A 25,588-nucleotide genomic window follows, 5' to 3' on the forward strand; every position below is an offset into this window, starting at 1 on the left:
TTTTAAAAATCAAAAAGATCAAAAAAATCTACCGCCACTAAAGGCTTATGCAGACTATAAACACGCTCAAATAGCCAAAACACACTTGCCTTATCTTTTAGGTAATGCACTTTTACAAGCTTCAAGAACTCCTTTTAAAATAGGCTATTTAAGCTTGCCTTTTAAACTAAAAAAAATTGCAAAAAACTATAAAAAGAAAATTTAATCTAAACTAGTATTTTTGAAAAAATTCCCATTAACTTGGGTTTTATATATCACATAATTTCTAAATTTAGCGTGCAAAACCACATCAGGTTTATATGCTCTGCATTCTTTCCAAAAAGTATGCAAGCTTTTTTGATACGTTAGGCCTTCTATATCATAAAAGGCTTTTCCCATAACTTTTAAGGGGCTGTTGTGGTATAAAGCAGAAAGCCCTACTGTGCTATTTATAACTATAGTGCCTCTTGCATTGATTAAGAGTGTAGGTAAGTGTAAATCATGTACATATAAAATTCTACCCTCGACATTGTATTTTAAGCTCAAATCTTCTATAAGCTTAGTATAATCTCTATAACCACGATCCATAGGATGATGTTTAAAAACCAAATAAGACTTTGCTTTAGCATGATTAGCAAAAGAGATAATCACTTCTTCTATAAATTTTTCTGTAGTTTTTTTATAATGATGGGAGAGTTGAGTATCATTGTGCACTTGCAAAATAGCTAAAAAATACTTTTGTTTTAGAGAAAGAATTTTTTCATTTAAACTTTTTTCTGTGATTTTGTATTTATTTTTTCTATATACTGAGCAAAGCCAAGGTAAAAAGTCAAATAATTTTAAGCTTCTATGATGCAAAGAATTATTAAAATACCAAGAAAATAAAAAAGCAAAAAGCCAGTATAAAAACGAAGCAAAGGCCATATTTTTAAAAGTACTTGAGAAAGTTTTAAATTTAAAATCTTTATCAAATTTTTTCTGACTTAGATAAAATTCTTTTTCTCTTGGTAAAGTCGAATTTGCATTCACTCCATCTTTTTCAAAAGTAATGAAGTTTGGTCTTATATAGCCTTCTTCAAAAATCCATATTTCAATACCCATTTGTTTAGCAACATTAATGGCTATCTCATGTACTTTTCTACAATCATTATACATCAAGATAACTTGAATTTGTTTTTCTTCAAAAAGCTTTTTATAAAAGTCTTCAAGCTCGGTTAAGCTTTTAGTATAATTAATACTTTTAAAAGGGTAAAAGAAAAAATCTCCACCATTAAAATTTACTTTATAAACCTTAGCTTTTGGAATTTTTGTAGCAATTTTACGAAAAAATCCACCCACAGGTCCTTGGAGCAATAAAACATTTTTACCAGAAAATTTTTTTAACTTCTTACTTAAATTCATCTAATCAAAATAAATTCTATCAATCTTCTTATTTTTCTTAATATATAAATTCTTATATCTATAAACCAACGCAAATAAAATTTAGAAAAATAATCTTTTTGCATTTTTAACATTATATCTAATGCAAGCTCAACTTCACATAAATTTTTACTTTTTGGATGGATGTATCTTGGATAAAGGATCAAAACTCCCGCAACTAGTTCTTCTAAACTAAGCACTCTTGTACGTCTTGGGATTTCATGTAAATCGCTTGTCAAACCCCAGCCTGCATAAAAAGGCTTGCCATATACTACTACTTTTTTGCCACGCAAAAGAGCGTCAAAACCACTTGTGGAAGTTATAGTATGCACTTCATCACTTGCATTTATAGCGCTATCTATACTGACATTTTCTATAATTTCATCACAGTATTTTAAAATAATGCTTTTATCTTTTAAACCTTTACGGTTACCACTTAAAACATCAGGGTGAGGTTTAAAAACTATAAAGGCATTTTCATTGGCCTTTCTCACACTTTGTAGAAGTTTTAAAGTATCATAACCTGCACCACCTAAGATCATAGAAGCATCATCTTCTACTTGAGCAGGAATTAAAATAATTTTTTTATTGGTGTTAAAATTTAGCTTTTCATGCTTTAAGCCATTATACTTTGAAAATTTATTTTGCGTGATGGTGGTGATGAGTTTTTTAGCTCTTTGTGTTAAATTCTCATCAAAGATGTGATTTTGTAAAATATCTTCTAAATCGCTTGGCTTACTTGGATCAACATATAAGCCTTTGCTATCTATTATCAAAGAAAAAGGACGTGTAAGATCTGAACCCAAAAAAACTGAGCGTAAAAAGCCATCTTCTACTAAGAAAATTTCATTTTTAAAATCTCTAGCTAGTAAAGCTTTATCATATTTTTTACCCCAGATAAAAATTTTATCTTCAGGATTTAAATTCACTTTATAAAGCTCATCAAGTGAGTTTAAAAAAATGATTTTGTTGCTTTTGGCTTTAAAAAATGGCTTCATAAACCAACGCTTCCACAAAGTAAAACCTAAAAAATACAAAGTATTTGAATTAGCATGCTCTATCTTTTTATACTTTGCTAAAGTATGAATAGTATCAAAAATATCACTTTTTTGATTTAAGTAAGGATTAAAATATTCACTATATAAAACATAAGTAGCATAAAAAACCTCTTCTAAAGTTCTTTTTTTAAGCCTCCTTTTGCACGCTTGCTTATCTTGAGTTAAACCCCAGCCTGCATAAAATGGTACGCCATAGCACACGCATTCACATCCTAACATCAAAGCTTCAAACCCCATACCAGAAGTTTTAGTATAGACTTTTTTAAAATGACTTAGCAATTCGATGGGATTATAATTTTCTTTTATAACTACACATTTACTTGGTAAATCTTGTGCGTTAAAATCACTTTGCTTTTTACCACTTAATACATCAGGATGAATTTTAATGTATATTTTAGCATTTGGATTTTCTTTGATAGCATCATTTATAATATCTTGAGTTGAAAAACTACCAGCTAGGCCAAATTTAAGAGAAGCATCATTTGCTACTTGAGTGATGATTAATACGCGTTCTTCATTAGATCCAAAAAGCTCTCTTGGTATGCAAAGATTATTGTTATACTTGCTAAGTTTTTCTTTTTTTATGAGTTCTATGGCTTTTTTTGCTTGCTCTAATTCTTCAGAACTAAATTCGTAAGTATTTAAAATATTTTCAAGCTTAGATGGTGCAGTCGCATCGTAATAAATTCCTATATCATCTTTGACGATAGAAAAACTTGGGCTATTTTCTACACCTAAATTTAACGAACGCAAAAAACCATCTTCTAAAAGTAAAAATTTTACATTAAATTTTTTAGCTAGTTCTATAGCTTTTAAACCTGATTTTTTTCTACCCCAACCTACAAAAATATCTTTCTTTGTAATATTTTTATAGATACGATATAAAGCTATCTTATAAAAATTTTTAACATTTTCTTTTAGTTTTTTTGATATGGTATACAGTCTCATAATAGTTGTTTTATAATCATTTCAACTTTTTCATCTAAATTCTCTTGCATTGAATTATCTAGTACAAAATGCGCATTTGGTTCATCATATTTTATATCAACACCTACAACATTTTTAATTTCACCATTTAAGGCTTTTGTATAAAGTCCTTTTTGATCTCTTTTTATTAATTCTTCCATTGGACATTTAATATAAATCTCAAAATAATTTTTTAATTTTTCTCTATTGTATTTATAAATTTCATTAAACATAGATATGGTTGTTACAACTACTATCATACCTTGATCATTTAAAAATTTAGCAAATTGGGATCTTTTTAATGCTACATCTATACGACCTTGTTTATCATAGCTATAATGTCCTAGCAAATCTCTTAATTCATCTCCATCAAGATAGATAATGTTTTTATGTTCATTTTTGAATTTCTCATATAATGCTTTACCTATAGTACTTTTTCCACTACCTGCTAAACCTGTAAGCCAAATAATATATGGTTTTTTCATTCAATCTCCACTCTCAAATCGCTCATAAAATCTATCTCACACCAATTTCCATTGATTTTTATAGCTTTTGCATTTTTGTATTTATTAATTAAAATTTGTAAAAAACTTGTCATATACATATTTTTAAAATCTTTTTCATCATAAAGTAAAGTTCTATCAAGCTCATCATAAGTTTTTAAAACTTCTTTTAAAAAATGATGAGAAAATTTAAATAAGCCTATATATTGCCCTTGAATTTCATCATAACTTTTTGCTTTTTTGCCAAGCTCTACTATAAAATCATCATGTAATTTTAAAGTTTCAGCATCATCAAGTGGATTTTCAAACCTTTTTACCCATAGTTCTTTCCAAGCTTTATCCACAATAACAGCAAAATCATCTTTTGATTGTTTGAGTTTTTCTATACTATCCTTAAAATAAACTATATCAGCGTAAGAAATAATCAAATCTTGCTTATCTTCAATACAACTTTGTAAAAATTCTCTAGCGCAAAATAAAGTCTGAACCATATTAGTTTTATCATAATTTTCATTTTTATAAAATATTCCTAAATTATATTTTTCACTCACATAATCCTTTAAAACATCAAATAAATACCCACCAACTACACATATCTCATGAATGCTATTTTCTTTTAAAGCTTGAATTTCATAGTCTATAATTTTTTTATTTTTATATTCAACCATACATTTTGGATTATATTTTGTTAAAGGCATTAACCTTGAACCAAATCCTGCTGCTAAAATTATAGCTCTCATTTTATATCCTTTAACCACGCATTAAAAATACTTTTTTCACTCATACCGTTTTCTCTTTCAATATGCCACATTAGACCATAAATACTAAATTTTTTATGCTTAAAAGCTTCTATTGTTTCATCTTTTGCATTTGCTAACACCTCAAGCTCATTACCTAATGTTTTAATAGCAAAATTATGATATGAATTGACATTGATTATTTGATTATTTAAATATACTTCATGATTTCCAATATGATCTTTACAAGGACAAATGGTAGAATTAAAATAAGAAGCAATCATCTGTGCTCCTTTGCAAATTCCAAGCAAAGGGATATTATCTTGCATACAATGTTTTATAATGTTTTTCTCATATTCGTCTCTTTTTTGATTAACAAAAGAAGATTTGCAAGAATTTAAATCATTACCCCCACTTAAAATCACTGCACTAACATAAGGAATGTAGTTTTTAAAATCAATCTCATAACTTAACGGAAGTGGTAAAAAACCACTTAATTCGTTTTTTAAAAAAATCCCCCAATCAAGTGCTAGGCATTCTCTTAATTCATGATAATCTTGATTTTCTAAAATTCTTTGACTAATAGCTATAAATTTCATAGACAAAATATCTGCTCACTTTGACAATCAATTTTAATTTTTTTTGCCTGAAGATATTTTTTAAAATTCTCTTCACCTACACCAATAACAGCAGGCATAGCAAGTTCAGAAGCTCTAATAGCCATATGTGAATTTGCACCACCATAGCAAGTGATAAAACCTGCAATATCTTTAGTAAACAAATAATCATATCCAGGATCAGCTGCATAGATTAACACTATCTTGCCTTTTAAATCTTGTTCATTTTCTAAAGCAATATTAGCACTAATACTTTTTTGAGTGATAAAATTTGGATGAATATAGCTAGTAAAAAACCCAAATATTTGATGCGCATCAGTTAGCAAAGCCGGAAGTTTTATAGCTAAACTTAATTCATATTCTTGTTTGTTTTCATTAATTTCACTCAAAAATTTATCTTTTGGACTTTTTGAATACACACTAGAATATAAATTTAAAATACTCTTAATATCTAAATGAGCCATATCTTCTTTAGATATTCCATAATAATTTCCAAGATCTTCTATCAGCGATATAGCTTTGGACAAAAGTTTACTAAATTCAAATTTAACAAATTCTCGTCCTTCTATAGCTATTTTCAAAAAGCTAAAAAATTCTTTTGCATTAACTTCAATTCCATGCTCTTTTAAAATTTGATCAAGTTTTTGCAACTTATCATCGCCAATCTTAAATTCCTTTTCTTTTTGAATTTCACTTTTTTGTTTTAAATCAAAATACCCATCAAAATCCTCATCATATCTTGGAGATAAAATATTATAAGTCCCTGCTCTTAAATGGCCAAATTGTTTTAGAAAATCTTGTTTGTTATCTTCATTTAAAGTTGCTAATTCATTGCTCAAGGTCTTACTAACAGTGTGAAGAGAATTTAAAAATTCATTTTTTTCTTTTTTACTAAAAAATCCAATTTCCACCAAAGAATTAAGCATAGTCATAGCTACAAACGCAGCCCTTGCAACACCAGCAAATGGTAATGTTCCATATCTTTTACACTCTTCTAAAAGCCAATAAATTTTATCTAATAGTGAAAAATCTGAATGCATAATATTTTCATAATACGCAATCATTTGTTTTGATTTTTCTATATCTTTTAAACATAAGCCATTTTTAATATTAACAATAGAATTAGTAAGATTTAGTAAAGAAAATTCAATGCGTTTGATTTCATTTTTATTAAAACCATGATCTAATAAGCGTTCTAATTTATCAGCCATATGGAAATCATAACAAGAAAATACTATATCAAATTCTACTTTATCATGCAACTCGTGATTTTCATATAATTTATTTAAATAATAATTAACTAACTTTTTAGCAATATTCTCATCTAGTGTTTTTGGTATAAAAGAATTAAAAGAAAGTCTCACATCTACATAAGGAATACCCAAAAAAGAATGGATTAAAGGGTGTGATCTTAAATCTCTATAGCCATAGTTATCTCTTTGATAAGCCCAAATATTATCTGTAATGATTTCTTTATAAAGGCTAAAAGCTAATCTTTTTGGTCTAAGTCCTATAATTTCTGCTGGATTCCAATCAGGCATTACACCAAAAATAGCTTTATCTCCAAGCACTCTAGATCTTGGTTCTTGTAAAGATAAAAATCTTTTATAAAGTCTATGTAAAGCTTCTTTAGGCAGGTTATCAAAAAGATTGATTTTTTCTTGCATTATTAAAGGTCTAACTTGCAAGCAAAAAAGTTCATCTTGCTCATTAAAAGCAAATTCTACATCTAAAAAATTACAATCATATAAATTTTCAAGTTCTTTTAATAGCAAAATAACTTTTTGCATATATGGATCTTTTATATCTTCATTTTCACGGTAATGAAAATATGTTTTGGCATTTTTAGCACTTCCATCTGTGATAGAACTATTTGAACCATTTTCATCGTATTCTATACAAAAATATGGAGCAAAATTATCCTTATCTACACTAAAAGCAACACCACATTTTTTAATATCTAAAAGCATAGGTTGGATTAAAATTTCATCATTCTCACTAGGCATAGAATGACCTACTTTTTCCAAAGCGTTAAAAACTTGGCTTTTATCACTAATATCTACATTAGCCAAACTTAAAAAAGCTCCAGCATTGGAGCTTTTTAAACTATCTTCACTATTAGAAGAACTACGGATGATTAGTTTTTTCGCATTTAGGTTAGTAATTTTTTTAAGTACTTCTTCTTTATCTTGAATGATTTCTTTTAAAGAAGTGATAACTACATCTAAAACCTTTGCATTTTTAAGTATATTTTTTAAATTCTGTAAATTTCTTGCTTTTGTTAGAAAAACTAATCTATCCATAATATCACTCTTTTATATTTTTTTGCACTCCAAGCTCTTGTTGTATATTTAATATCAAATTCGCTTGGTAATTCTTGTTTTAACTTATCAGTGATTTTCTCAAAACTCATTGCCTTCTTTAGTCTCAAGATCCCAATAAGGATTTTTTACACTTTTCCAAGCATTGATGTAATTATCTACACTTTGATGAAAGTAAAAATCTTCTTCCAAATAAATAATATTATCAAAAAGCTCTTTATGTGCTTCTATAATAGGGCGTTGATCTTCTCTTCTTGTACCCCTTGTATAATTTGGAACAAAACTAATGATAATATCTTCTGCTATTTTTTGAATAGGATCATTTAAATCTCTATGATTCCATATACAAGTAAAATAACATCCCTTTTTGAGTAATCTATAGCTTTCTTTTAGCGCCATTGATCTATCCATTACATTAAAGCTACTTCCAAAACTCACCCAATCAAACTCTCCATCTTTTAAACTAGAGTCAATACCAGTAGCTCTTATCCATTCTATATCTTGACCTTGAGTTCTTTCTATACCAATTTCACGCATTGCACCATTTGGCTCAACCGCTACCTCTTTACAAGCTCTCTCTAAAAGCATAATACTCAAATTCCCTGTACCTACTCCAATATCCGCAACTTTTATTTTAGAACTTTGGCTAGTTCTTTTAGCAAGTTCTACTAGCATATCTATACTAAGTGGCGCATAATTTGGTCTATATGAGTAAAATTTTGCATGCTTAGTATAATCCCAAACTTGTTCTAATTTTTTTCATTTTTTCCTTTAACTTTAATAGCAAAGCTAAAAAAGCTAAAGGATTTTACTATGCCTTATGCACCGTCCATGCACGGATTTTATAAGGAATTTCAATCATATCCATAGAAGAAATTTTATTTTCTATCATTTTTAAAATTTCTTCCCATCTAGCTTTTCCAGCTTGTGCTTGAATATCATTTACAGAATGCCAAGCCCCAAGATAACGCTCTTTACTCCAAAGCTCTTTATAATCACACTCCATAAAAAAGCAATCCTTAAAATCTCCAGTACTTACTAAGATTTCTTCCCAGTTTTTAACATTTTGAGTTCCACTACTTACACGAGTAAGCTCTGGTACAATATGTTTAATTTCCTCTTCAATTTCATAAAACACAGAGCCTTTAGCTATATGGCGTGGATTCCATATGGCAGTGAAATACCCCTCCCCTGTAAGCACTCTTGCAAACTCAGGTAAGGATTTTTTAGGATCTGTCCAGTGAAAAGAACTAGCCATAATCACCCAATCAGCATAATTACTAGGCATAGTGGTTTCTTCTCCACTACCTTTGTGCCAAGTAATCTTTTGTGAATTTTGAGTAAATTTAATACCTTCTTCACGCATATTATCATTTGGCTCAACTGCATCTATACAAAGGTTAAACTCATCAGCGAGCATTTTAGTAAGCTTTCCCGTACCCGCTCCTACTTCTACAACTTTTAATGTGTTTTTATTTTGATCATTTACGCATTTTATGAGCTTTTCTATAAGCATACTTGAGTATGCTGGTCTGTTATGGTAGTGTTTTGCAACTTCGCTAAAATCACCTTGTTTCATGAAACTCCTTTGAAAATTAATTTATAATTATATCCTTTTTATCTTTCTCTGATATTAATCGCCATCTAATTCTTTACACATTCTTTCAAATTCTTGATAGTATTTCCAAGAGGTGACTATATCTGGACGATGTTTCTTGCAAAACGATAATTCTTCATGTAGTATACACTTTAATTTATTTCTTTTGTCTTGGTTTTGCTTTAGTTCATTTAATACATTCTCAATACTGATCTTATATTTTTCCTCGTTATCAATTCGGCTTAAAAGTTTACATAAAAAAAGCTTTAAATATTCCAATACCTTGTCATACAAAATACCATTCTGGCGTAGGAAAAGCAATTCATTTTTATGAATATAAACACCAAATGACGGATGTGTACAACCAAAGATAATTTTATAAAAATCATCAAAGTCATCAATATTTTGCGGCAAGAAAAAATTCTCAATAAATTTTATTGCTATCGTTTTTGTTTTATTGCTATCTAAATGAATTTTTAAGGTAACAGGAAATAGCAAATTTAAACTTCCTTTATATCTATTAACAGCAAATACCTCTCTAGCCTTAGATATAGACAAGGGTGTTAATTTTAATTCTGAAAAAAACTCATTCATTATATTGATTATCTTATCGCTTTTTATGTCACTAAAGTCAATGTAGTAAATTTTTTTAATAGAATCTTGCAATATTTCTAGATGTTTATAATGTGAAAAAATTGTCGGAAAACGCATTATTACTATATTTTTGTTATAATTTTCCTGCAAGTCTTCCTGATATACATCATCAAATAAATCATTTATTGTAAATACATTTTTTTTAATTAAATTTAGCTGCTCTTTTGTATAGCGTCTACTTCTAGAGCATACATGTTTTATTAAATCTATAGGATCTCTTGTTTGCGTTAAAATATACATATCATCTTGTCTCAACAAAAAAATGAATTTTTCCATCTCCTCTACATTTTTATACTCAATATCACTCATACCAATAACACAGTTACTATTTATATTGTTTAATATTGAATACATTTTACAATATCTATCTTTTCCTTCTCCCCACCTAAAACAATCAATAAAATATAGTCCAGAATTTCTAAAATACCACATTGTGTTTTGTGCTCCAGAGCCATGCCTGTATAGATAAATAAATTGAAATTTATTTGGCAATGGTATATTTAACTCCCACATTTGATCTATGCTGAAGCAAAAACTATTTTTTCTAAAATCTACCAATGGAGGATAGGGATGGTTTTTGTATTTATATTTTTCATAAAAATAATCCGAATTAATCCATTCATGAATTAAATCAAAGTGTTGTAAAAAAAAATCGAAATTTTTGATAATCATTTGTAACATTGGACTATAACTATGTATATCTACCAATAAATCGCCAACTATTAAAAGATTATTAGACATCAACAACTTCGAATGCAGCTCTTTTGGTAATATATTTAAAATTTGTTGTATTTTATGATATTTGCTATAAATTTTTTTATATTCAAATAGAAAATTTATATAACCTCCTTTATACCAATTATTATGCGCTCGAATATATGCTTGTCCTAACATATATGAAAGATGGAATTGATAGAGCACACTCTCATTATAATCTTTACATTGTTCTAATAATGGATATCTCATATACGGAAACACATTTACTATATCATTATAGATTTTTTTTTCTTTTATATGTCTTTTTTTAATGCTATATAGTTTATAAGGCAAAGATATTAGTTTTTTATTTTTTTTATGCTGAATAATAGCAAATCCTAATTTATAAGCAAGATGATTTTTAACTCTATCTTTTGCACTAAAAATATTCATTTTATTCCTTTTTTAACTTCTTAATTTCAAATAACAATCCAATATATCCTCCTCTATACCAAGTTTTATTAGCTTTTATAAGAGCTTGTCCTAGTTTATAAGTTAAACATTCTTTTTCTTTTAAGGCTTCTTTATAATCAGGATAAGATTCCAAAGGAGGTAGTTTTAAAGAAGGATCTTTTTGTATTTTTTCTTGATAGATTTTTTGTCCTTGTTTGTGTTTATCTTTTATATAAGATAATACAAAAGGCATTCTTATATAACCTAGAAAAGTTTTAGAATTGACTATCATAGCTTGACCTAGTTTATAAGAGAGTTGGTTATGAATGCGGAATTTGGCCGAGTTAAAATCAACTGTGGTCGTCTTAATATTCGGGCTTAATATTTTTAGTAATTGTTTGTTTTGTAATTTTTTATTAATCAAATCTTGCTCTAAAATTGAAATTTCAAGTTGTTGTTTTTTTGTGGATAGAGAATTTAAAATATGTTTTAAAGAAAGATTATCCTCTTGTATTTCTCTTTTTTCCTGCGATAGTTGATTTTTACTTTGCTCCAACAATGAAATTGTAGATTTTAATGTATTTATTTGGTTTTGCAGGGGTGTTAATTTTTTTGGATCCATTACCGAACAATACTCATCTATAATCTCTTTATACCATTCTACAGGTGGCATAAGATAACCAAAATCTTGTTTTTTAGAAATATAAGTAGTTTGGTTACTTAAAATATCAAATTTAATTTGAAAATTTTGTATAGGTTTGCTTACAAGAAGAAATCCAACAATGTCACAAAAATTGTTATTTTTTGCTTTATCATGCCAACTATATGCATGATGATATAATTCTTCACATTTTTTTGTAGTATTTAACTTTATATATGTATTAGGTTTTATAATAAAATCCTTATGCAACTCAAGGACATTTATTAAAGAATTGGTTTCTTTTATAACACTATTTTGTAAATTACTAATCTCAATACTAGAATAATTCAAAACAAATTGATCTAGTTTTTGCCATTTTTCATCCCATGGGATATGATTGTTCCAAGTATGTAAAGCAATAATTTGATAATTATAATACTTATCCGGTATTTTTACAATATCACCTGTCTCGATTCTAACCACATCTTCACCGTATGAAAAGTTACTGTGATGTATTTTTTTTACATTCCCTCTAACGACTTCTAGTTCTTTTGCAGGTAAAAAATAGTATTCTTGAAGGAAGTGATTTACATTTTTTTGAGAAATAAAAAAAGATTTTAAATTTTTTATAATATTCCTACCCAACTCCCTCATAACAAAATCAAACTCATGAACCGTATCTCTTCGTTTCCCAAACTCAAATAAATTATGATGTTCATAATATTCATACATATCTATAAAATTAAATCCAAAATATTTTATCAATCCTCTATGAATATTAATAATAAATTTATTTCTTATATCATCACGATCAAAAGGAGTTATAAGAACAAGAATTATTTTTTTTAACTTATGCAACTCTTGATAGTATAAAAATAAATTCCTATACAATATCTCTATTGGTTGTTGTTCTTTAGTACTTAAAACACTAATGCTGTCATTTATGTTAGAATTAGTAATAATCAAATCAGCAGTTTTTAAAACTTTTTGCCGCCTTACCAACTCACATAAATTTTGAATACTTGTTGTAGCTCCTATGGCATAATTATAAATAAAAATCTCTTCCTTGGATGATGCCAAGCTACCTTGCCTTAAACCTTCTTGGATACCATTTTGCATAAAAAAAGAACTTCCACCAAGTAAGACTATATTTTTTTTCAAAATTTTAATCCTTCTCTTTTAAAAAATCTATACAAAAAACGAAGAATACCAAAATATCTTTTAGTTATTTTATTTTTTATTTTATTTTGTTTTGTATTTTTTATAGTATTTTCATCATGCCAACGATAAGAAAATAAAATCTCTTTAGTAAATTTATACCTACCCAATTTAGAAAGTTGCAAATGCATAAACCAATCTTCCATAGGTGCTTTTGCTGTAAATTTCTCTATTTTTTTTAATTTTTCTGCACGAATTAAATAACCGTTTGGAATATAATTACCCTTTATGAGAGTTCGATAACTTCCAAATTTTTTCATATCTTTTGAAATTTTTTTCACCCTAGGGTGTTTATAGCAAAAATACTCCCAGAAAGTATTGTACCCTTCATTAAATTTAACAATATTTTGCTTAATATCCCAAGCTATGCGATTAGAATTGCAATCTATAATTTCACTATCTCCAACAGCCAACACTATTTTATCATCATGTGATATTATTTGATATAATATGCTTATTGCTTTTTCATTTTGAATCCTATCATCGGAAGCCAATAAATAAATATATTCGCCATTTGACAATTCAATCAACTCATTCAATGTTTCATAAATACCTTTGTTTTGTCTTGTCATTGAACTAAAATTAGAAAATCTCACTCTACATTTTTTTTCTAATTCGATTATTTTAAGCCAAGTTAAGTCAGAAGACCCATCATCTAAAATAATTAATTCTAAATTGCCATAGTCTTGACATATAACTGATTCTATACATTCTTGAATGTAATTTTGATGATTATAAGCAGGAATTAATATAGAAATCAGAGGTAAAGAGCTACTCATCGTACTGGTTAACCACCTCGATAACTTTAGAAACCTCCCATTCTTCCATAATAGGAGATATAGGTAAACTTAACACCTCATTATGAATTTGCTCAGTTATAGGAAAAGATAAATGATTCCACTCTTTATAAGCTTCTTGTTTATGAGGTGGTATTGGATAATGAATAATACTTTCGATTTTATTTTTACTCAAATAAGCTTGAAATTTATCTCTATTTTTTACACGAACAACAAACAAATGCCACACATGAGACATCTCATCTTGCATTCGTGGTAAAACAACCATCGGGTTTTTAATACCATTTAAATACCGCCTTGCTATTTTTCTACGCTCTTGATTGTCTTGATCCAAAAAAGCAAGTTTGACATTTAAAATCGCTGCTTGAATTTCATCAAGTCTAGAATTAAAACCTTTATAGATATTATGATATTTTTTATGTGAACCATAGTTTGACAATGCTTGCATTTTATAATATAACTCCTCATCATTGGTTGTGATACAACCACCATCTCCCAAACAACCTAAATTTTTTCCAGGATAAAATGAAAAAGCCGCAGCCTTTGAAAGGCTGCCAACTTTTTTCCCGTTTAATGTTGCACCGTGAGCTTGCGCTGCATCTTCAAATACTATTAAGTTGTATTTTTTTGCAATGGTGTAAATTTCTTCCATAGGTGCAGCTTGTCCGTATAAATGAACAGCCATAATAGCCCTTGTTTTTGGCGTAATTTTATCTTCAATTAATTTTGGATCAATATTGTAAGTCTCTATATCAGGTTCTACTAATATAGGTCTATAACCATTATCGCTTATAGCCAAAATTGTAGCAATATAAGTATTGGCTGGTACTATAACCTCATCATCTTGTTTTAATCCGGAAGCTTTTAACATAATTCTAAGCCCATCTAATCCATTTGCTACACCCAAACAATATTTTACACCACAGTAATTCGAGTAATTTTTTACAAATTCTTCATTTTTTTTACCATGAATATACCAACCACTATCTAAAACTTCCTTAATCTCATAATTAATTTTTTCTTGAAACCTACTGTTAATTTTATGCAAATCCAAAAACTTAATCATTTTTCTTACCTTTACTTTGGTTACTTTGTCCATAATAAGCATTATTACCATGTTTTCTATAAAAGTGCTTATTTAAAATAAATTTTGGGATGGCTTCTATAGAAAGGTTTAGGTTTAAAGTTAAGTAATTCATATAGGCAATTTGCTCAATTACTACAGCATTTTCTAAAGCTTTTTTAATGGTTTCCCCCCAAACAAAAACCCCATGTTGCTTAACTAAAATTCCTGGAATATCAAGAGCATTTCTACCTGCAATAGTTTCCAATATAACCTTCCCTGTATTTACTTCATAGTCTACCTCCACTTCTTCTTTTGTCAAGGATCTAGATACTGGAATATCACCAAAAAAATAATCAGCATGAGTTGTTCCGAGAGCTTGGATACTTTTTCCAGCTTGCGCAAATGCAGTAGCATAAGGAGAGTGAGTATGAATGATGCACTTTATTTCAGGATGTTGTCTATACAAAGCCAAATGAGTAGGTGTATCACTAGAAGGTTTTAGTTGCCCTTCCAATATTCTACCATCTAAATCCAACAAAACTATATCATTGCTTGACATCTTAGAATACTCCACACCACTCGGCTTTATTGCAACAACACCTTGATCATTAATAGCGCTAACATTACCCCAAGTTAAAACAACTAAATTTTCTTTTACCAAGGCAATGTTCGCCTCTAATACTTCCTCTCTCAAATCACCCAACATTTTTAATTTCCTTTAATATTTTTTTTGATAGCCAATGTAAAACCTACACCTTCTCTCAATGAAAATTGCGGTCTCCAGCCCAATTGTTCAATTTTATCTGAATTTAAAGTTGAATTTTGAACAGTAGAATAACCTTCTTTTTCGATATCACTAGGTTCACAAAATTCAATTTTAACATCTGCTCGATCTGCCAATGCAACAGCATAATCTTTTAATGTAATATTAGATTCTTTATTTGCAATGTTATAGGCCTCTCCATTTTTTCCGTTTATCATTAAAAACATTAGAGCCGAGACAACATCGACAACATAACAATAAGATCTAGCTTGTATTCCTTTACTCTTCATAATTATATTTTTTTGTTCTAATGCGCATTTTAAAAATTGAACATCAGCCTTACTACTACTTAAATCAACAGTAGGACCGTAAATATATCCCAATCTTGCAATAGTAATATTTAATTCATATTCTTTTATAAAGGATTGGCACAGTGTTTCACATGCTCTTTTGCTCTCAGGATAACAAGATCTTGAGAGATTAAAATCAACTTTACCTATATCACTTTCGCAAAAATATTTTTTATTTTTTTGCATTTCACCATATACTTCTAAAGTTGACAAAAATATCATTTTAGATTTACGATAATTTTGCTGCATAAATTTTAATATATTTAAAGTTCCTATAAAATTTATACACATGGTTTCAACTGGATTTTTAGCATATAATTCAGGGTGAGTATTACTAGCCGCATGTAAAATATAATCTATATTCACATCTATATTTGGAATTTCTTTGCTTAGATCGCATTCAACTATATGCAAATTACAATAATTAGCATAACTGCTAAATCTTTCAAAAGCTTTGCTTGAAAAACGTGTTACAGCATAAATATTAACATCATATTTAAAATATTCGTTTAAATACATCAAAAAATCAACAATACAAGATCCCACTAATCCTGTAGCCCCTGTTATTAAAATATTACTTGACCGTAGACTATCAAAACACTCCTTCTTAATAGTCTGAAAATTATTAATATAAATTTTATCTTGAAAATACACAATACCCTACTTTAACAATGCTTTAAAAATATCAATATCATCCATTGTTGTGATTTTAATATTTTTTTCCGAACCTATTGAAAAATAAATTTCTCCCCCTGTTTCTATCATCAATGTACATGTAGCAACAGAATCCTTAATACCCATTTTTTCCGCCTTATCATGAAGATCTTTCAGTGCTTTTAATGTTGCACCTTGAGGAGTCTGTGTTCTTTTCAGCTTTTGTCGATCATAAGTTTGTCTTGAGTTAATACCACCATCATTGCTAACTAACATTGCTTCATTGCAAGGTATTACAGATACCGCAGAGCCTTTTTCATTGATCACTCTAATAGCATCTGAAATAATCTCTTCTGAAACATTAGGTCTAATAGCATCATGTATTAAAACAATATCATCATCACTATAAAATTCTTTCAACTTCAAAATACCATTTTTTATAGATTCCTGTCCCGAATCTCCACCTTTTGTTATATGTCTTAACTTGGTGATTTTAAATTGTTTTGCATAACTTAATAATATATTCTCCCAACCATTTAACGAAACCACTACAATTTCATCTATCGCAGGATGTTTTTCAAATTTTTCCAATGTATATATAATAATAGGCTTATCATTAATACTCATAAACTGCTTTGGGATGGATTGATTCATTCTAGCACCTATGCCACCTGCTATAATCAAAGCTATATTCATTCTACAGTCCTCCTTTTTCTATATAATTCACTATTTTTTCTACTATATTTTCGGATGCATTTTTGCCATCTTTACTTATATAATATCTTTGTATAAATTCTTCTCTTGGTGTTTTATATACATCTTTACCCTCTAATACAACCTCTTTTATAAATTTCTCAATATCTTGTTTTAAATTCTGCTTTGTTTTATAACAAAATTTGTAAATTTCATTACCAAAATCATTTAATTTAATTCTAGTTGTAGACCCAACTGTATGGAATAAAGGCTTGTTAACTACCGTGTATTCGCCCATAAATGAACAAGAATCCATAATCATAGCATCAGAAGAAACAAAAAGATCTAAAAAATCACCAGGATAATATTGTCCATTTTCTAATTTTTCCCATTTATCATAATACGCCTGTTGTTTTTCTTTGCCCCATTTTAAGACCAATCTTGACTCTAAAACAGGATGCGGTCTAAATGCTATTTGAATTTCATCTTTAAATTTCAATGCCAATTCAAACATAAAATCATACAACTCATAAAATGCATTATACTGGTACATATCTTTTGGATGACCATCGGAGTAATGCGGTGCCCATATGATTCTTTTTTTAATCTTTGGCTGTGTTTTCCATACATCTTTAAAAATATGATTTTTATCAAAAATAGCATCAAGCTTTGGACTACCATTAATCAATACAGTATTTCTCCCTTTATTCTCCATTAATTCTGCTGCCATTTTCATGTGAATAGTAGTTGGTCTAAAATACATATCAACAGTATTGTTTAGTTCGAAATTTACTGTTTTTTCTTCTTGCATTACTGAAAAACCATAGTCGTTTAACACCGTCACTTTATCTAAAAAATTTGTTATATAAAAATCCTTATGAAAATGCATCTTATGAAAATCCGAATAAAAAATAATATCAGGATTGATTGTTTTTCTTAGATCGATATTTTTTTTAGTAGTAAAATCATAACCCATTATAGGATTATATCCTTTAGAAGATAGCTCATCATAAACTTCTTTAGCATACTTACACATCATAGTATATTCATATGCTGGATCTGGCGGAATAACTATAAAAATTTCAAATTTGCCATTTTTCTCCAAGGCCTTATATATATAATCAAAAATCCACATCGATGGTCTTGGTACAGCCACTAAAAGAATTCTTATTTTCCCCTTGTAGTATTTTAGCCTTAAAGATCTTTTGTATTTATAATTTGCATAACTCTTTCTAAAACCTATTATCTTTGGTTTGATTTTAGCCCAAATTCTTTGAAGTAGTAAAAAATTAACATTTATACAATTATTTTTTGATCTAATGCTCAAAAACGGCATTTTAAACATATAAATATTATAATTTGATGAATTTGAAATTTTAACTATATCTAAAATAGGAATTTTAAAGAAACAAATTTTCATTTTTCTCCTTCTTGTAAATATGACTCTCATCCTTCAATGCAACCGGAAACCGGAAGCACTTTTTCACCTCTTTACTAAATATATTAATACCGAATAAAAAGTATGTAATTTGACTACCGCTATTTTTTACTCTAAAAAATGTCATTCCTAAGAACCTATATCTTATACCATTTAAATGCTTAATCTTTAAGAAGAATGTTTTATTGAGTATTTTTTTTCTTTCAATTTCAATAAGACAATAAGGAATAAATTTTAGACATTTACTAATCTTATCAAATGTTAATGTTGAGTTTTTTAAAAAAAGCAGTACATTGTTTGCTAATTTATTTAAATCACAATGATTTTCTTTGTAATATCTATAACACAATAAACCATATTTAAGCTTACCGCTTGGCTCATTGTATACACTGTTTATAATATCTATTATACTAGTATAATTAGCATTAAAATCTTTTTTCTGTTCTATAGTTAGTGCGATACATTTTTCTCTAGAATCTTTTAACCAAAGAGCCTCATTATCAGTATATCTATTATGACTTGCAAACAATATAACACTAGGTATTTTCAAAGCCGCACTTTCTAATATACTTGCACCCATACCGAAAACTATATCAGCATTTTTAACCATATAAAAATTAGCATCATCTAAAGTTAAACTACCTGTAAAAACAAATTCAATGCATTTTTGATATTTACTAGCAAATTCTTCAACAGTTTTTCTTGAAATCCCATCACCTATAACATGCAACCTTTTTTTCTTATTTGTTGAATAATGGGCAAAAATTTCAATCAAATTTAACAATGCAGTAATTTTATCTGTATTTAATCTAGATAACCAGCATATATTAATTTCATCCTTATTTATAATCTTAAAATTACTATGGATTTTTTTAGGATCAACTGTAACATACCAATAATTTGATTTTTGAAAAGTCTTAAATGGAGGATAACGATTTAAGCTATCTTTAGAAGCCCAATCTAAAAAAGACATTGCATTACTATCATCAACCAATTTCATAAACTTATTGGTTTCATTATTTAGCATTAAAGTACTCCAACCGCAAGGAGTTGTCTCATAATGCCAAAAAAATACTTTATTATTTTTATCCATTTGCTTTAACAAAATCATTCTTGTACTATTGGTAACAACAATACATTCTTTTAATGGAAAGAAGATATCAGTATCTTTGTATTCTATTATTTCAACATCGCTATCTTTTAAAAGATAGGAAGGATATCCATTTTTATAATCCATATAGTAAATTTTTAATTGACTACATTGTGATAATAAAATAGCTAATTCGCAAAATTTTTTTGTACCACCACCTATATTTTTTGCTGGCAACATAAAACAAATATTTCTATAACCCTGTTTTAAAATTTCCTCTATTAATTTATAATTAATTATTTCCATTTAATTTACACTCTCACTTTATCTAAAAATAATTTACTTCTAAAACCATGATAGCATGGTATAAATTTCACACCACTAATCAAAGCTGCCTTTTTATCTACTTCAGTATCTCCTATAAAATAGTCAACTTTATTTTGCATTAAAATTTGTGCTTTACTCTGATATGAACTCAAATTAGAAGGTATAATAAAAATTTCATTAAAATACTCTCTAATGCCTAGTTTATCTATCTGAATATTACAGTTTTTAGAATTATTACGAGCTGTAATTAAAAAAAGTTTATTATTCTTTAAACGATTGCGAATTAGAATATTATAAGAATTAACATAGAGTCTATCTAGCTCTAAAAATCGCATATCTTCTATATGATAACACCAATAATCACAAATATTACGAATTAATTTTATATCTAAGTTTTTAGAAAGTAAGTATTTTTCATTACTCATCCCATTTCTTTTTGACTCAATCAAATCGTTTAGTTTTAAACTAATATTATTTTTTTGCAAAGCTAATCCTAAGACATATTTATGTCTAATAAAACTTTTTAATAATGTCCCATCTAAATCAAAAGCAATATTTTGCATTGTCAGTTACATTCTGTGATATAGTCACAGTATGCCCTCATAACAAAACACTCTTTATGCGAAAAACCAAAACAAGATTCTATCTTATCCAAATCACTACCTAATAAAACATGTGCTATAGCGGAAGCCTCATCCCATCCTGCAGCTTTTGAAATACTCATGCCACCAGCTAATCTTAAATTTATATCTGTAATAACAAACCTATTTTCCCTGTTTTTCATGAACTGCACATTAAAAAACATAGGGCATTCTGGTATTATTTGCGCAATTTTTTTTACCATCTTTTCTATTTCATCCATATGGCATACTTTTGCCTTTACACACACGCCTGATTTAGCTTGAATCCTTTCTCTGGTTATACATGAGATAAATTTCTGATATCTAAAACATTCAACTGTATATTCTGGCCCACTACATATTTCTTGTATTAAAAAATTACGAATATCATTTATCTTTTTAATGTCTGCACCTAATTTAATGTCTGCACCTATAGAACCATAACCTTTTTTTGGCTTAATAAAATAAAATTCATTATCTTTTATATTTTCTAGACCAAAACTTTTAGGAACTAAAAAGTGATTTTCAGCTAAAAAAACATTCATCTTTTCTTTATCGGCATACAAGCAAGTAACCTTTTTACTAAGCCCCAAGACTTTAACATTTATTTCACTTAGATCTAGATTTTCTTTATAAAACATAATTTGATCTATATCTAAAATCGGCATTAAATAATCAATTCTTTCCTTTTTGCATATATTTAAAATAAAACCGTAATATTTTTCATCTGAGCTCAAAGGAGCCACATAAAAGGAATCCAAGAAAATAGAAGAGGCTATTGTATGTTTTTCATTAATATCCACCCCAATAACTTTAATTTTATCTTGAAAATTATTTTTAATGGTTCGAATAAAATGAAAAGCTGCATTTGTACCGGCAGATAATATTAATAAATTTACCACTTTACACCTTTAAATAATATTTTAATCTAATTTATATTATAAATTGAAAATAATCTAATAATTATTAGCATCAATTCAATTATATATTTTTAAATCACATTATCTACTCTAACTATAAATCTACGAGACAATATATCTAAATTTAAATTTTAAAATACCAACATAACTTTTCTTCTATTTTTTAAATTCTAACATATTTAAAGTTTTCTAGAAAATTTTATATTAAAATTAACCAATCTATAATAACATATTTATCTACAATTTACTCTACTTTTAAAATCCAAGTAATCCGTATCATAATCATCAATATCATAATATTTAGAAGCAATCACCATTACAACACAGTCTTTCGAGAAGTTAGTAAACTCTCTCCAAATATTATTACCTATATAAAGCCCTTGACTAGGTTGATTTAGATGAATATGTTTTTGAATAATACCATTATCTAAAATAAAATCACAACTTCCTTTTACGCATATCACAATTTGCTCTAAATCTTTATGTGCATGCTTTCCTCTTATCTTGTCTTGCTGATTACCCCATATATAATAAACTCTTTTTATTTCAAAAGGTATATTTTTATTACTCTCTAAAGCCACCAAAAACCCATCATTCTGATTTCCTATGGCATTAAAGTTTATTATTTTATAAAATTCATCCATTAGTCTTCCAATATATGTTATACAAAAATCTAAAAAATAATTTAAATCGGTAAATATCATTTCTCTTTACTAGATTATATCTAAGTAATTCTAAATAATGATATAATTTTTTTGGATTTTGAATATAAGATTGAAATTTATTTATAATCAACAGATCATTTTTTTTTAAATCCTGTTTAATATTATCCAGCCAATCAAGATTTCGTTCAAGATAAGGTAAAGCTGTATTTTTCTTCTTTTTAATATTTAATTTTGAATTGCTTGTGTTGTTTTGGTGAATTCTGTACAAAACAAAAGATTCACTTAATGTTATTCGTTTTCCAAAAAGTTCACACATAATAGCTATATAATAATCATGAAAATTAATATTTTTTGAAAATGGCAATATTTTTTCTTTTAAAGCTTTATTTATCATCATAGTATTACCCATCACTCCACAAGGTCCAAGTATATGCCCCAAATCTTTTTTTAAGTTTATTTTGTATTGTTTAAATTTAAAAAAAGATTTATATAGAATTTTTTTATCCTCATCTATCATAATCAAATCACTATGACACATTATTGGTAAATTACATTTTTTTTCCATTTTGATTATTTCTTTCATTTGTTCTTCTAATTTATTAGGTAGCCAAATATCATCCTGATCGCTGAAGGCCATATAATTCTCACTACAACTTTGAAGAAGCTTTTCAAAATTCTTAATAAATCCCATATTTGTGTTATTCTGATAATATATAATCTTATCGGGATATAAATCCTTATAAGTTCTAATAATATCAATAGTGCTATCTTTTGAACAGTCATCACCTATATAAATCTTAATATCTTTATAAGTTTGATTTAAAATCGAGTCAATTTGCTCTTTTAAATATTTCTCACCATTATATGTGGCAAGCAAAATCGCAACTGTATTATTCATATTTTTTTAAATACCACTCTACTGTTTTTATTATACCTGTATCAAAATTCTCATCAGCTTTCCAACCAAGTTTATTTTCAATTTTACTAGCATCAATAGCATAGCGTCTATCATGTCCTGCCCTATCCTCCACAAAAGTAATTTGTGCTTTATAGCTAATATTTTTTGGTCTATATTGATCTAATAATTCGCATACTTTATAAGCAATCTGTAGATTTGTCCTCTCATTTCTACCACCAATATTATAAGTATGACCTGATCTTCCACCATGAAAAGCAAGATCAATGCCTTTGCAATGATCCAAAACATACAACCAATCTCGAATATTTTTCCCATCTCCATAAATTGGGATTTTATTACCCGCCAATGCATTTCGTATGATTGTAGGTATTAATTTTTCATCATGCTGTTTTGGTCCATAATTATTAGAACAATTAGTAATAACAGTATTTAATCCATAGGTTTCATGATAAGATCTTACAAGCATATCAGAACTAGCTTTGCTAGCAGAATAAGGTGAATTTGGAGCATAAGGAGTATTTTCTGTAAAAAAACCGCATTCCCCTAAAGTCCCATAAACCTCATCTGTGCTTATATGATGGAATCTACAATTTTGATATTTATCTTTATATACAAATGGCTTCTCCATCCAATGTTTGTATGCTATATTTAGCAGATTGAATGTTCCATTTATATTTGTTTGAATAAAAATTTCAGGATTTTTAATAGAATTATCAACATGCGATTCTGCAGCAAAGTGAATAACACCTTGGATGTTATATTCTTCAAAAAGAAATTGAACCAGCTCTTGATTACAAATATCTCCTCTTATAAATTTAAATCTAGGATTATTTTGACACTCCTTTAAATTTTCCAATTTACCTGCATATGTTAAAAGATCAAGATTAATTAAAATGTAATCCTTGTATTTCTCTAAAAAATACGGCACAAAATTCGAACCAATAAAACCTGCTGTTCCTGTAAGTAATAAATTTTTCATAAAATATCATCCTTCTGCAATATACTTATGCATTTTTCCAAACTATCTTTCCAATGTGGAATTTCAATATGAAATTTTTCTTTAATTTTCTGTTTATTTAACACACTATAAGAAGGTCTTGGAGCTAATGCCAAAAAATCTTTACTTTCTATAGGTTTAATATTGCAATCTAATTGCGATAACTTCATTATCTCTTTTGCAAAATCATACCAACTAGCAATACCCTCGTTAGAATAATGATAAATTTCTGGTTTATCGTTTTGTATATATGGTAAAATATTTAAAATTACTTCAGCTAAATCTCTGGCATATGTAGGTGTCCCTATCTGATCATAGACAACATTAATCTCTCCCTTTTTTTTGCCAAGATTTCTTATAGTATGGACAAAATTTCTTTTATAATTACTGTATAGCCATGATGTTCTTATGACAATTGTATTTTTTGGGCTAATATCTACAATCACTTGCTCACCTTTTAGCTTTGACTTACCATAAACATTCAAAGGCTTTGCTTTATCATTCTCCTTGTAAGGAGTACAGCTTTTACCATCAAAAACATAATCAGTAGAAATATGAATAAAAGTTAAATTATATTTTTTAGTCAAATCTGCTATATTTTCAACACTATTATAATTAAGCATATAAGCTTCTTTCTGTTTGACTTCCGCTAAATTTACATCAGTATATGCAGCACAATTAATTATATAATCAAACTTATATTTATCAATAAAATATTCTAGTAAATTTTTATCTTGTATATTTATTTGTATTTTATCAAAAAAAAACATACTATATTTTTTTTTATACAAACTAGATAATTCCTGAAAAGTCTTTCCTAATTGACCATTAGATCCCAAGATAGCAATGCTTCTACTCATAATAATCCACATTATAATCAAAAAAATCTTGAATTTGCTCAAGTGTAGGCAAATACAGATCTTTATCAGAAATTAAAACTTCGGAATCATTTACACCCCAATCAATTTTTAACTGTGGATCATTATACAATATACCTCTTTCACTCTTTGGATTATAAAAATTATCAACCATGTAAGAAACTTTTGTAAAATCCTCTAATGCTATAAAACCATGCGCAAATCCACGAGGAACAAATAACAATATATTATCTTCAGCCCTTACTGTAATCTTGATATGTTCTAAAAAAGTTGGACTATCCTTACGTAAATCCACAATTACATCTAAAATTCTACCGCTAATAACATTTATTAATTTAGTTTGTGCAAAAGGGTGTATTTGATAATGTAAACCTCTTATGGTATTTTTTTTTGAGCAACTTTCGTTTTCTTGAACAAAATCTATATTTTTACATATTTTTTCTGTAATTTTTTTTTGGTGAAAAACTTCTGTAAAATATCCTCTATTATCAAAAAACAATTCTTTCTTTATTAATTTAACATCATTAAAATTCGTATCAAGTATTTGCATCAA

23 protein-coding genes and 2 pseudogenes are annotated in these 25,588 nt (G+C 27.8%); 1 reads left to right on the forward strand and 24 read right to left on the reverse strand.

Annotated elements, in window-relative coordinates; genetic code table 11:
- Positions 1-205: pseudogene (locus tag CAMP5082_RS01825) on the forward strand (hypothetical protein); the annotation flags it as partial.
- Here the strand turns inward: CAMP5082_RS01825 and kpsS are convergent.
- From kpsS to rfbC, 24 genes and pseudogenes are all read right to left on the reverse strand, one after another.
- The gene (gene kpsS / locus CAMP5082_RS01830) at positions 202-1,380 is read right to left on the reverse strand and encodes a capsule polysaccharide modification protein KpsS (protein WP_337205749.1); all 1,179 of its coding nucleotides are present in this window, start codon (positions 1,378-1,380) and stop codon (positions 202-204) included. The pseudogene CAMP5082_RS01825 and the gene kpsS overlap by 4 nt on opposite strands.
- Complete coding sequence (locus CAMP5082_RS01835; protein ID WP_337205750.1) at positions 1,377-3,404, reverse strand: capsular polysaccharide biosynthesis protein; 2,028 nt, start codon at positions 3,402-3,404, stop codon at positions 1,377-1,379. Before CAMP5082_RS01835 ends, kpsS begins: the two co-directional genes overlap by 4 nt.
- Positions 3,401-3,907: an adenylyl-sulfate kinase gene (locus tag CAMP5082_RS01840; protein ID WP_337205751.1), complete on the reverse strand. Its 507-nt coding sequence runs from the start codon at positions 3,905-3,907 to the stop codon at positions 3,401-3,403. Before CAMP5082_RS01840 ends, CAMP5082_RS01835 begins: the two co-directional genes overlap by 4 nt.
- Positions 3,904-4,665: a phosphocholine cytidylyltransferase family protein gene (locus tag CAMP5082_RS01845; protein ID WP_337205752.1), complete on the reverse strand. Its 762-nt coding sequence runs from the start codon at positions 4,663-4,665 to the stop codon at positions 3,904-3,906. Before CAMP5082_RS01845 ends, CAMP5082_RS01840 begins: the two co-directional genes overlap by 4 nt.
- Positions 4,662-5,261: a gamma-glutamyl-CDP-amidate hydrolase gene (locus tag CAMP5082_RS01850; RefSeq protein WP_337205753.1), complete on the reverse strand. Its 600-nt coding sequence runs from the start codon at positions 5,259-5,261 to the stop codon at positions 4,662-4,664. Before CAMP5082_RS01850 ends, CAMP5082_RS01845 begins: the two co-directional genes overlap by 4 nt.
- Positions 5,258-7,582 (reverse strand): PEP-utilizing enzyme, encoded by a 2,325-nt coding sequence (locus CAMP5082_RS01855; protein WP_337205754.1) that lies wholly within the window; start codon positions 7,580-7,582, stop codon positions 5,258-5,260. The genes CAMP5082_RS01850 and CAMP5082_RS01855 overlap by 4 nt, the downstream gene beginning before the upstream one ends.
- Positions 7,570-8,359: pseudogene (locus CAMP5082_RS01860) on the reverse strand (class I SAM-dependent methyltransferase); the annotation flags it as partial. The pseudogene CAMP5082_RS01860 and the gene CAMP5082_RS01855, both read right to left, overlap by 13 nt.
- A gap of 52 nt (positions 8,360-8,411) precedes the next feature.
- Complete coding sequence (locus CAMP5082_RS01865; RefSeq protein WP_337205755.1) at positions 8,412-9,179, reverse strand: class I SAM-dependent methyltransferase; 768 nt, start codon at positions 9,177-9,179, stop codon at positions 8,412-8,414.
- A gap of 54 nt (positions 9,180-9,233) precedes the next feature.
- Positions 9,234-11,000, reverse strand: coding sequence for a DUF2972 domain-containing protein (locus tag CAMP5082_RS01870; RefSeq protein WP_337205756.1), 1,767 nt, complete (start codon positions 10,998-11,000; stop codon positions 9,234-9,236).
- A 1-nt stretch (position 11,001) separates the two neighbouring features.
- Positions 11,002-12,801, reverse strand: a complete 1,800-nt coding sequence (locus CAMP5082_RS01875; protein WP_337205757.1) for an SGNH/GDSL hydrolase family protein — start codon at positions 12,799-12,801, stop codon at positions 11,002-11,004.
- Positions 12,798-13,637 carry a glycosyltransferase family 2 protein gene (locus CAMP5082_RS01880; protein WP_337205758.1) on the reverse strand — a complete coding sequence of 280 codons (840 nt, stop codon included), beginning with the start codon at positions 13,635-13,637 and terminating at the stop codon, positions 12,798-12,800. Before CAMP5082_RS01880 ends, CAMP5082_RS01875 begins: the two co-directional genes overlap by 4 nt.
- Positions 13,630-14,721 (reverse strand): DegT/DnrJ/EryC1/StrS family aminotransferase, encoded by a 1,092-nt coding sequence (locus tag CAMP5082_RS01885; protein WP_337205759.1) that lies wholly within the window; start codon positions 14,719-14,721, stop codon positions 13,630-13,632. Before CAMP5082_RS01885 ends, CAMP5082_RS01880 begins: the two co-directional genes overlap by 8 nt.
- Positions 14,714-15,427, reverse strand: coding sequence for an L-ribulose-5-phosphate 4-epimerase AraD (gene araD, locus CAMP5082_RS01890; protein ID WP_263664818.1), 714 nt, complete (start codon positions 15,425-15,427; stop codon positions 14,714-14,716). Before araD ends, CAMP5082_RS01885 begins: the two co-directional genes overlap by 8 nt.
- 2 nt (positions 15,428-15,429) lie before the next feature.
- A complete protein-coding gene (locus CAMP5082_RS01895; RefSeq protein WP_263664817.1) occupies positions 15,430-16,488 on the reverse strand; it encodes an NAD-dependent epimerase/dehydratase family protein in 1,059 nt (352 codons plus the stop codon).
- A 6-nt stretch (positions 16,489-16,494) separates the two neighbouring features.
- Positions 16,495-17,184, reverse strand: a complete 690-nt coding sequence (locus tag CAMP5082_RS01900) for an IspD/TarI family cytidylyltransferase (RefSeq protein WP_263664816.1) — start codon at positions 17,182-17,184, stop codon at positions 16,495-16,497.
- 1 nt (position 17,185) lies between these two features.
- On the reverse strand, positions 17,186-18,601 hold the full coding sequence (locus CAMP5082_RS01905; RefSeq protein WP_337205760.1) for a CDP-glycerol glycerophosphotransferase family protein: 1,416 nt from the start codon (positions 18,599-18,601) through the stop codon (positions 17,186-17,188).
- Positions 18,582-20,015, reverse strand: coding sequence for a hypothetical protein (locus tag CAMP5082_RS01910; RefSeq protein WP_337205761.1), 1,434 nt, complete (start codon positions 20,013-20,015; stop codon positions 18,582-18,584). Before CAMP5082_RS01910 ends, CAMP5082_RS01905 begins: the two co-directional genes overlap by 20 nt.
- A gap of 5 nt (positions 20,016-20,020) precedes the next feature.
- Positions 20,021-20,599 carry an HAD family hydrolase gene (locus CAMP5082_RS01915; RefSeq protein ID WP_337205762.1) on the reverse strand — a complete coding sequence of 193 codons (579 nt, stop codon included), beginning with the start codon at positions 20,597-20,599 and terminating at the stop codon, positions 20,021-20,023.
- 2 nt (positions 20,600-20,601) lie between these two features.
- Complete coding sequence (locus CAMP5082_RS01920) at positions 20,602-21,558, reverse strand: ATP-grasp domain-containing protein (protein ID WP_337205763.1); 957 nt, start codon at positions 21,556-21,558, stop codon at positions 20,602-20,604.
- Positions 21,559-21,809: 251 nt separating this feature from the next.
- Positions 21,810-22,220 carry a sugar 3,4-ketoisomerase gene (locus CAMP5082_RS01925; RefSeq protein WP_337205764.1) on the reverse strand — a complete coding sequence of 137 codons (411 nt, stop codon included), beginning with the start codon at positions 22,218-22,220 and terminating at the stop codon, positions 21,810-21,812.
- Positions 22,213-23,139 carry a glycosyltransferase family 2 protein gene (locus CAMP5082_RS01930; protein WP_337205765.1) on the reverse strand — a complete coding sequence of 309 codons (927 nt, stop codon included), beginning with the start codon at positions 23,137-23,139 and terminating at the stop codon, positions 22,213-22,215. The genes CAMP5082_RS01925 and CAMP5082_RS01930 overlap by 8 nt, the downstream gene beginning before the upstream one ends.
- On the reverse strand, positions 23,132-24,139 hold the full coding sequence (gene rfbB / locus CAMP5082_RS01935) for a dTDP-glucose 4,6-dehydratase (RefSeq protein WP_337205766.1): 1,008 nt from the start codon (positions 24,137-24,139) through the stop codon (positions 23,132-23,134). Before rfbB ends, CAMP5082_RS01930 begins: the two co-directional genes overlap by 8 nt.
- Positions 24,136-25,017, reverse strand: a complete 882-nt coding sequence (gene rfbD, locus CAMP5082_RS01940) for a dTDP-4-dehydrorhamnose reductase (RefSeq protein ID WP_263664807.1) — start codon at positions 25,015-25,017, stop codon at positions 24,136-24,138. The genes rfbB and rfbD overlap by 4 nt, the downstream gene beginning before the upstream one ends.
- Positions 25,010-25,585 (reverse strand): dTDP-4-dehydrorhamnose 3,5-epimerase, encoded by a 576-nt coding sequence (rfbC, locus tag CAMP5082_RS01945; protein ID WP_337205767.1) that lies wholly within the window; start codon positions 25,583-25,585, stop codon positions 25,010-25,012. Before rfbC ends, rfbD begins: the two co-directional genes overlap by 8 nt.
- Positions 25,586-25,588 lie beyond the last annotated feature (3 nt).

It is taken from the genome of Campylobacter sp. LMG 17559 (assembly GCF_024723605.1).
Classification (GTDB): domain Bacteria; phylum Campylobacterota; class Campylobacteria; order Campylobacterales; family Campylobacteraceae; genus Campylobacter_D.